At 71.5% G+C, this 7,787-nt stretch carries 7 protein-coding genes; 6 read left to right on the plus strand and 1 reads right to left on the minus strand.

Annotated features, from left to right (window positions below; genetic code table 11):
• The first annotated feature begins 274 nt into the window (after nt 1–274).
• Genes BXA10_RS12950 through ispG form a run of 4 tightly spaced genes read left to right on the plus strand, consistent with a single transcriptional unit; the run spans nt 275 to nt 4,726 of the window.
• Nucleotides 275–1,039 (plus strand): Uma2 family endonuclease, encoded by a 765-nt coding sequence (locus BXA10_RS12950; RefSeq protein WP_175649190.1) that lies wholly within the window; start codon nt 275–277, stop codon nt 1,037–1,039.
• A 43-nt stretch (nt 1,040–1,082) separates the two neighbouring features.
• Nucleotides 1,083–2,294 (plus strand): 1-deoxy-D-xylulose-5-phosphate reductoisomerase, encoded by a 1,212-nt coding sequence (dxr, locus tag BXA10_RS12955; RefSeq protein ID WP_076470554.1) that lies wholly within the window; start codon nt 1,083–1,085, stop codon nt 2,292–2,294.
• Nucleotides 2,294–3,544 (plus strand): M50 family metallopeptidase, encoded by a 1,251-nt coding sequence (locus tag BXA10_RS12960; RefSeq protein WP_076470555.1) that lies wholly within the window; start codon nt 2,294–2,296, stop codon nt 3,542–3,544. Before dxr ends, BXA10_RS12960 begins: the two co-directional genes overlap by 1 nt.
• Before the next feature lie 9 nt (nt 3,545–3,553).
• Nucleotides 3,554–4,726: a flavodoxin-dependent (E)-4-hydroxy-3-methylbut-2-enyl-diphosphate synthase gene (gene ispG, locus BXA10_RS12965; protein WP_076470556.1), complete on the plus strand. Its 1,173-nt coding sequence runs from the start codon at nt 3,554–3,556 to the stop codon at nt 4,724–4,726.
• Between the two features lie 114 nt (nt 4,727–4,840).
• Here ispG and BXA10_RS12970 read toward each other — a convergent pair whose 3' ends face one another.
• A complete protein-coding gene (locus BXA10_RS12970) occupies nt 4,841–5,416 on the minus strand; it encodes a PadR family transcriptional regulator (protein ID WP_076470593.1) in 576 nt (191 codons plus the stop codon).
• 173 nt (nt 5,417–5,589) lie between these two features.
• On the opposite strand from BXA10_RS12970, the gene BXA10_RS12975 reads away from it, so the two are divergent.
• Together BXA10_RS12975 and BXA10_RS12980 are read left to right on the plus strand one after the other, a co-directional pair.
• Nucleotides 5,590–6,801 carry an MFS transporter gene (locus tag BXA10_RS12975; RefSeq protein WP_076470557.1) on the plus strand — a complete coding sequence of 404 codons (1,212 nt, stop codon included), beginning with the start codon at nt 5,590–5,592 and terminating at the stop codon, nt 6,799–6,801.
• Nucleotides 6,802–6,856: 55 nt separating this feature from the next.
• The gene (locus BXA10_RS12980) at nt 6,857–7,696 is read left to right on the plus strand and encodes a GNAT family N-acetyltransferase (protein WP_076470558.1); all 840 of its coding nucleotides are present in this window, start codon (nt 6,857–6,859) and stop codon (nt 7,694–7,696) included.
• Nucleotides 7,697–7,787 lie beyond the last annotated feature (91 nt).

Genomic DNA, 7,787 nt, shown 5'->3' on the forward strand with positions numbered 1-7,787 from the left:
GGCGCGGGGCCCCGTCGTGGTTCTTGTGTCGCCGGAACGGCCCCAGGTTGTCCGACCTAACTTCGGTGTGTCGTGGTGTCCCGGAGACCCGAACCCCACGACACGCCGTTCGCGGCTGTCGATGCCCGGCCACTTGATGACAGAGTCGCGTGCGGCGTGCGGCGTGCGGCGGGCGGCAGGTGGGTGGGCGGATCGTGCGAGCGCGAACTGCCCTGGCCGGACACCCTGTGCGACCTGCTGTCGGAGGGTCGGCGGCACTAGTCTGGGGCTCACGATGACGTCCACCGAGGGGGTGAGCCGGATGGCCCAGGCCGCTTTCGCGCCCGAGCCGGCGTCCGAGTCCACCGAGCCGTCGTTCGACGTGCTGCGGTGGCACGACGAGCCGTGGACCGCTCAGCTCGCCCTCGACCTGTTGCCGGAGACCAACGGCCCCAAGGTTGAGGTCCTGAGCGGAAGCGTGATCGTGACCCCACACGCCGGATACGACCATCAGAACGTCGAGCTGGACCTCGCCTACCTGCTGAAGCGGGCGGCTCGGCGAGCGGGATTCTGGCTCTATCACGAGGTCAACATCGTTTCGGGTGACGACCTCTTCATTCCGGACATCGCCGTGCTCGACGCGCCCGGTGGCGGTCGGACAACGATGACGGTCGACCGTGCTCTGCTGCTCGGGGAGATCGTCTCACCCGGCAGTCGGCGCAAGGACGTGATCGACCGCCCGCGCGAGTACGCCGCCGCCGGAGTGCCCTTCTTCCTCCGCGTCGACCTGCGCAACCGGGTTCCCTCGATGGCGCTCTTCGAGTTGACCGAGGGGGAGTACCGGCCGGTGGCCGCTGCCGCGGCCGGCGGCACCTTCCAGATGCGGCAGCCCTTCGCGTTCTCGGTCGACCCGGCCGACCTGCTCGACGAGGAGGCCGGCGACGAGGAGGCCCGCGAAGCCGGCGACGAGGACACCGACGAGAAGGCCCACGAGCCGGAGACCGCCGAGCGGGAGACCTCCCAGCAGGCGGCTCACGAGCAGGTCAGCGGGGAAGATTGAGGCTCTCAGCGGACGTACAGCGCGGCTGGGGAAGAATGGCCGGGTGACTTCCGCGCGAGAACTCGTCCTGCTCGGGTCGACCGGCTCGATCGGCACGCAGGCCATCGACATCGTCCGGCGCAACCCGGAGCGGTTCCGGGTGGTGGCGCTCGGCGCGGGCGGCGGCAACGTCGAACTGCTCGCCGCCCAGGCCCTCGAACTCGGTGTCGAGGCGGTCGGCGTGGCGAAGGCGTCCGCCGCCCAGGACCTCCAGCTCGCCTTCTACTCCGAGGCCAGCCGGCGCGGCTGGGCCAGCGGCGACTTCAAACTCCCCAAGATCATCGCCGGGCCGGACGCGATGGCCGAGCTGGCCCAGTGGCCCTCTGACGTGGTTCTCAACGGGGTGGTCGGCTCGCTCGGGCTGGCGCCGACCCTCGCGGCGCTGCGCGCCGGCCGTACGCTCGCGCTCGCCAACAAGGAGTCGCTCGTGGCCGGCGGCCCGCTGGTCAAGGCCGCGGTTACTCGGGCGGGGCAGATCGTGCCGGTCGACTCGGAGCACTCGGCGCTCGCCCAGTGCCTGCGCGGCGGTACGCGGGGCGAGGTGCGCCGGCTGGTCGTCACCGCCAGCGGCGGCCCGTTCCGGGGCAAGCGGCGCGACGAGTTGACCCAGGTCACACCCGAGCAGGCCCTGGCGCACCCGACCTGGAACATGGGGCCGGTTGTCACGATCAACTCCGCGACGATGGTCAACAAGGCGCTCGAGGTGATCGAGGCGCACGAACTGTTCGACGTCCCGTACGCCGACATCGCGGTGATGGTGCACCCGCAGTCGGTGATCCACTCGATGGTCGAGTTCGTCGACGGCTCCACCCTCGCGCAGGCCAGCCCGCCGGACATGCGGCTGCCGATCGCCCTGGGCCTCGGCTGGCCGGACCGGGTGCCCGACGCAGCCGCGGCGGTCGACTGGACGACCAGCCATACGTGGGAGTTCGCCCCGCTCGACGACGAGGCGTTCCCGGCGGTCGCCCTGGCCAAGGCGGCCGGCCAGGCCGGCTGTTGTCGGCCGGCCGTGTACAACGCGGCGAACGAGGAGTGCGTCGAGGCGTTCGTGGCCGGCCGGCTGCCCTTCCTCGGCATCGTGGACACCGTCGCGAGGGTGCTGGACGACGCTCCGGACTTCGGCGAACCAGGTACCGTCGAGGACGTGCTCGCGGCCGAGTCGTGGGCGCGCACGCATGCGCAGGAGATCATCGCCGCAGCGGTGGAAGGAGCTTGATGGCATACCTGCTCGGGGTGGTGCTCTTCGCCCTGGCGATCCTCGTCTCGGTGAGCCTGCACGAGGCGGGGCACATGATCACCGCCAAGGCGTTCGGGATGAAGGTCACCAAGTACTTCGTCGGCTTCGGTCCCACCCTCTGGTCGTTCAAGCGGGGCGAGACCGAGTACGGCGTCAAGGGCGTTCCGCTCGGTGGCTTCTGCAAGATCGTGGGGATGACCCCGCAGGACGACGACGTCGAGCCGGCTGACGAGCCGCGGGCCATGTGGCGCTACCCGGTCTGGAAGCGGACGATCGTGATGTCCGCGGGCTCGATCACACACTTCGCGCTCGCCCTGGTCACCCTCTGGATCCTGGCCATTTCCGCCGGCCTGCCCAACCCGAACTTCCCGAGCACGGAGGAGCAGATCCGCCAGGAGCCGGCGGTCGTCGCGCTCAGCGACTGCGTGGTGCCGGAGAACGCCGCCCGGTCCTGCGCGCCCGGCGACGCGGCCAGCCCGGCCGCCCGGGCTCACCTCCGCGACGGCGACCGGATCACCTCACTGAACGGCCAGCCGATCAACAACTACGGCGAGCTGCTCGTCGCGCTGCGGGGCGTCCAGCCCGGCAGCACCGCGACCATCGGCTACGTCCGCGACGGGCAGCCGGCCGAGACCCGGGCGACGCTCGCGCGGACCGAACGACCGCCGCTGGACGACCCGAACGGCGCCGTCGGCCCGGTCGCCGCGCTCGGGGTCGGGCTCATCCCCAGCACGCCCACCCGGGTGACGTACGGGCCGGTCGAGGCGTTCGGCGCCACCGCCGACTTCACCGGGGACATGGCCGTCGGCACCCTGCAGGCCCTGCAGCGGATCCCGCAGAAGGTCCCGGCGCTCTGGCACGCGATCACCGGCGGGGAGCGGGACGTCGACACCCCGATCAGCGTGGTCGGCGCCAGCCGGCTCGGCGGCGAGGCGGTGGAGAACAACGCCTGGCTGGTCTTCTTCATGCTCTTCGTGTCGCTGAACTTCTTCATCGGCGTATTCAACCTGCTGCCGTTGCTCCCGCTCGACGGTGGCCACATCGCCATCGCCTGGTTCGAACGGGCCCGCTCCTGGATCTACGCCCGGGTCGGTCGCCGCGACCCCGGGCGGGTCGACTACCTCAAGCTCATGCCCTTCACGTACGCGGTGATCCTGATCGGTGGCGTGTTCACGCTGCTGACCATCACCGCGGACGTGGTCAACCCGATCACGCTCTTCTCAAGGTGAGTGTTTGAAGTGACCGCAGTCAGCCTCGGTATGCCTCCCGTGCCGCCTCCGCCGCTCGCGCCGCGCCGGGCCAGCCGCCAGATCATGGTCGGCTCCGTACCGGTCGGTGGCGGCGCGCCGGTGTCGGTGCAGTCGATGACCACCACGCTCACCGCCGACGTCAACGCCACGCTGCAGCAGATCGCCGAGCTCACGGCCAGCGGCTGCCAGATCGTCCGGGTCGCGGTGCCGTCCCAGGACGACGTCGAGGCGCTGCCCGCGATCGCGAAGAAGTCGAAGATCCCGGTGATCGCCGACATCCACTTCCAGCCGAAGTACGTCTTCGCCGCGATCGACGCGGGCTGCGCGGCTGTCCGGGTCAACCCGGGCAACATCCGGCAGTTCGACGACAAGGTCAAGGAGATCGCGAAGGCGGCCGGCGACGCCGGGGTGCCGATCCGCATCGGCGTCAACGCCGGCTCGCTCGACAAGCGGCTGCTCAGCAAGTACGGCAAGGCCACCGCCGAGGCGCTGGTCGAGTCGGCGCTGTGGGAGTGCTCGCTCTTCGAGGAGCACGGCTTCCGGGACATCAAGATCTCGGTGAAGCACAACGACCCGGTGGTCATGATCCGGGCGTACCGGCAGCTCGCCGAGCAGTGCGACTACCCGTTGCACCTCGGCGTCACCGAGGCCGGCCCGGCCTTCCAGGGCACCATCAAGTCGGCGGTGGCGTTCGGCGCGCTGCTCGCCGAGGGCATCGGTGACACCATCCGGGTCTCCCTCTCCGCGCCTCCGGTGGAGGAGGTGAAGGTCGGCAGCCAGATCCTGGAGTCGCTCGGCCTGCGCGAGCGTGGCCTGGAGATCGTCTCCTGCCCGTCCTGCGGACGCGCCCAGGTGGACGTCTACAAGCTCGCCGAGGAGGTCACCGCCGGCCTGGAGGGGCTGCCGGTGCCGCTGCGGGTCGCCGTCATGGGCTGCGTCGTCAACGGCCCGGGTGAGGCCCGGGAGGCCGACCTCGGCGTCGCCTCCGGCAACGGCAAGGGGCAGATCTTCGTGAAGGGGCAGGTCATCAAGACCGTGCCCGAGGGGCAGATCGTGGAGACGCTGATCGAGGAGGCGCTCCGGCTGGCCGAGGAGATGGGCGCCGAGCTCCCCGAGGAACTCCGCGGCCTGACCACCACCCCCACCGTCACCGTCCACTAACCCCACACCCCCCCCGCAACGGCGGGGCACGCTTACACGGAAAGAGTGGTCATTCCTGCGGGAATGACCACTCTTTCCGTGTATTTGGCCCCTCGTGGGCGAGGGGGTAGGGGGTTACTCGGATTCGGCGAGGATGGCGTAGAGCTTGCGGCGGGTCTCGGCGAGCACCTGGGCGGCCCGCTCACGCTGGTCGTCGGTGCCGGTCATCATCACCTGCCGCAGTGCCTGCATCGCCTGTGTGCCGGCGTCGCGGATCTCGTGCCAGCTGTTCACCGTGTCCTGAGCCAGCTCCGCCCACGGCGGGTTCTCGGCGGCCTCGGCCGCCTCGGCACGGCCGGCGTCCGTGACGGTGAACCGCTTCCGCCCGCCGCCGGAGTCCTCGGCGGCGGCGATGACGCCCTCGTCCTCGAGCAGTTGGAGCGTCGGGTAGATCGAGCCCGGGCTGGGCCGCCAGGCCCCGCCGGTGCGGGAGTCGATCTCCTGGATCATCTCGTAGCCGTGCATCGGCCGCTCGGTGAGCAGCGCCAGTACGGCTCCGCGCACGTTCGGGCGGTGTCGCCTGCCGCCGCGCCCGCGCCCGCCCCAGCCGTGACCGCCGCCGGGGCCGTGCGGCATCGGCGGGACGGGCGGGAAGCCGAAGCCGCCCCGCATCCGGACCTCGCGCATCGCGCCGTGCGCGGCCCCCCGCATGGCGCCGTGCAGCGCCTCGTGCATCGCTTCGTGCATCACGCGGTGCCGTCGATCGAATCGCATGGTTCCTCTTCCTGGTTGGCGTATCGCTGATGCATCGACGATATATCGGCAACGTGTCGTCGACAAGTAGGATGTACAAACCGTACGTACGTCTTGCTAGGCTCTGGGTCGTGCGACTGCTTCCCGACCCGGGGCCGGCCCGGACCCTCGCCCTATCCACCCTGATCAACACCGTCGGCCGTGGCACCTGGCTGACCGCGAGCGCTCTGTTCCTGACCCGCTCGGTCGGACTGACCGTGGCTCAGGTCGGGCTCGGGCTCACCCTCACGGCGCTGGTCAGCCTGATCGCCAGTGCCCCGATGGGCTACCTCGCGGACCGGCACGGCCCGCGCGGCCTCCAACTCGCCGCGCTGCTCGCCTCCGCCGCGTGCACCGCCGCCCTGGTCGGCGTCCGGTCGTTCCCGACCTTCCTCGTGGTCGGCATGCTCATGGCGATCGCCGACGCGGCCAACCGGGGCGCCCGGGGTGCGCTGATCGCCGGCGCGGTCCCCGCCGAGCAGCGCGTACGAACCCGCGCCTACCTGCGCGCCGTCACCAACGTGGGAATCTCCGTCGGTGCGGTGGTCGCCGGCGTCGGCCTCGCCGCCGACACCCGGACGGCGTACGTGGCGCTGATCCTGCTGGACTGCGCGACGTACCTGGTCGCGGCGGCGATCCTGCTCCGGTTGCCGGTCGTCCCGCCGGTCCCGGCGCCCAGCCACGGGCCACGGCTGATCGCCCTGCGGGACCGCCCGTTCCTCGCCTTCACCGTGCTCGACGGCTTGATGTCGATGCACTTCGGGCTGCTCAACATCGCCCTGCCGCTCTGGATCGCCGAGCGCACCACCGCACCGCACTGGCTGATCTCCGCCTGCATGCTGGTCAACACGGTGATGGTGGTGCTCTTCCAGGTCCGCGCCTCACGCGGCACCGAGGAACTGGCCGGGGCCGGCCGAGCGGCCCGTCGGGCCGGCGTGGTGATCGCGGTCGCCTGCCTGCTCTTCGCCGCCAGTGGCGGCGTACCCGGCCCGGTCGCCGTGGTGCTGCTGCTCGCCGGAGCGCTGGTGCACGTGGTGGGTGAGCTGTGGCACTCCGCCGCCGGCTGGGGCATCTCGTTCGGTCTGGCGCCGGCGAACGCCCAGGGGCAGTACCAGGGCGCGTACGGGATGGGCATGCAGCTCGGATCGATGGTGGCGCCCGCGGTGGTGACCACGCTCGCCGTCGGGTGGGGCGTACCGGGCTGGTTGGTCCTCGGTGTGTTCTTCCTGCTCGTCGGTGCGCTGGTGCCCCCCGTGGTGCGGTGGGCCGAGGGCACCCGGGTGGCCGTACCACTGGCCGCCTGACGCGGAGTCGGTACTCAGCCCGCGGGCCGGGGGGCGGATCTGGCACGCTGGAGGCGTGCTGACGGTGCCGGTACGGCAACTGGGGGAATCGGAACGACGCGCGGTCGAGCGCCTGCTCGACCTCGACCCGTACGCGGGCGCGCAGGTCGCCGAGCGGGTCGCCGCGCGCGGTCTCTCCTGGTGGCGGGCCGAGGGCCGGATCCTCGGCTACGGCGCCCGGCGCAACCTCGAGTCCATCTGCTGGCTGGGCGGCAACCTGACCCCGGTGCTCGCCACCGAACCGGCCGTCGAGGCGTTCGCCGACCTGCTCGCCGGCGAGGAGCGGCTCTGCTCGTCGATCGTCGGCCGGGCCGACGCCGTCCTCGGGCTCTGGGACCGCCTCTCCGAGGTGTGGGGGCCCGCCCGGGACGTACGCCCGAACCAGCCGCTGCTGGCCACCGAGGCGCTGCCGGTGATCCCCGCCGATCCGGAGGTGCGCCGGGTGCGGGCTGGGGAGGTCGACCGCCTCTTCCCGGCGGCCGTGGCGATGTACACCGAGGAGGTCGGAGTCTCGCCCCTGGCCGAGGACGGCGGGCGCAGCTACCGGCGGCGGGTCAGCGAGCTGGTACGCGGCGGCCGGGCGTACGCCCGCTTCGTCGACGGCCGGGTGATCTTCAAGGCCGAGCTGGCGGTGGTGACCCGGCGCACCGCGCAGATTCAGGGGGTCTGGGTGGCGCCCGAGTGGCGTGGCCGGGGCATCGCCACCGCGGCCATGGCCGCCGTGGTCCGCGACGCCCTGCTGCGCGTCGCGCCGACGGTCAGCCTCTACGTGAACGACTTCAACCTGCCCGCCCGCCGGGTCTACGAGCGCTGCGGGTTTCGCCCGGTCGGCACGCTGGCCACCGTGCTGTTCTGACTGTGAGGCTGGCGGGGTCGGTCCCGCAGGTGGTGGGCTGATGGTCGGCGGCAGCGGACGTGACTCTTGTTCTGACTGGCTTCGTGCCTTT

Source organism: Micromonospora avicenniae (assembly GCF_900156065.1).
Classification (GTDB): domain Bacteria; phylum Actinomycetota; class Actinomycetes; order Mycobacteriales; family Micromonosporaceae; genus Micromonospora; species Micromonospora avicenniae.

Excerpts from the sequence above, each read along its gene's own strand:
- BXA10_RS12950 (WP_175649190.1), top strand. The coding sequence starts at position 275 with ATGACGTCCACCGAGGGGGTGAGCCGGATGGCCCAGGCCGCTTTCGCG.
- BXA10_RS12960 (WP_076470555.1), top strand. The coding sequence starts at position 2,294 with ATGGCATACCTGCTCGGGGTGGTGCTCTTCGCCCTGGCGATCCTCGTC.
- BXA10_RS12970 (WP_076470593.1), bottom strand. The coding sequence starts at position 5,416 with ATGCGGGGGGCCGCGCACGGCGCGATGCGCGAGGTCCGGATGCGGGGC.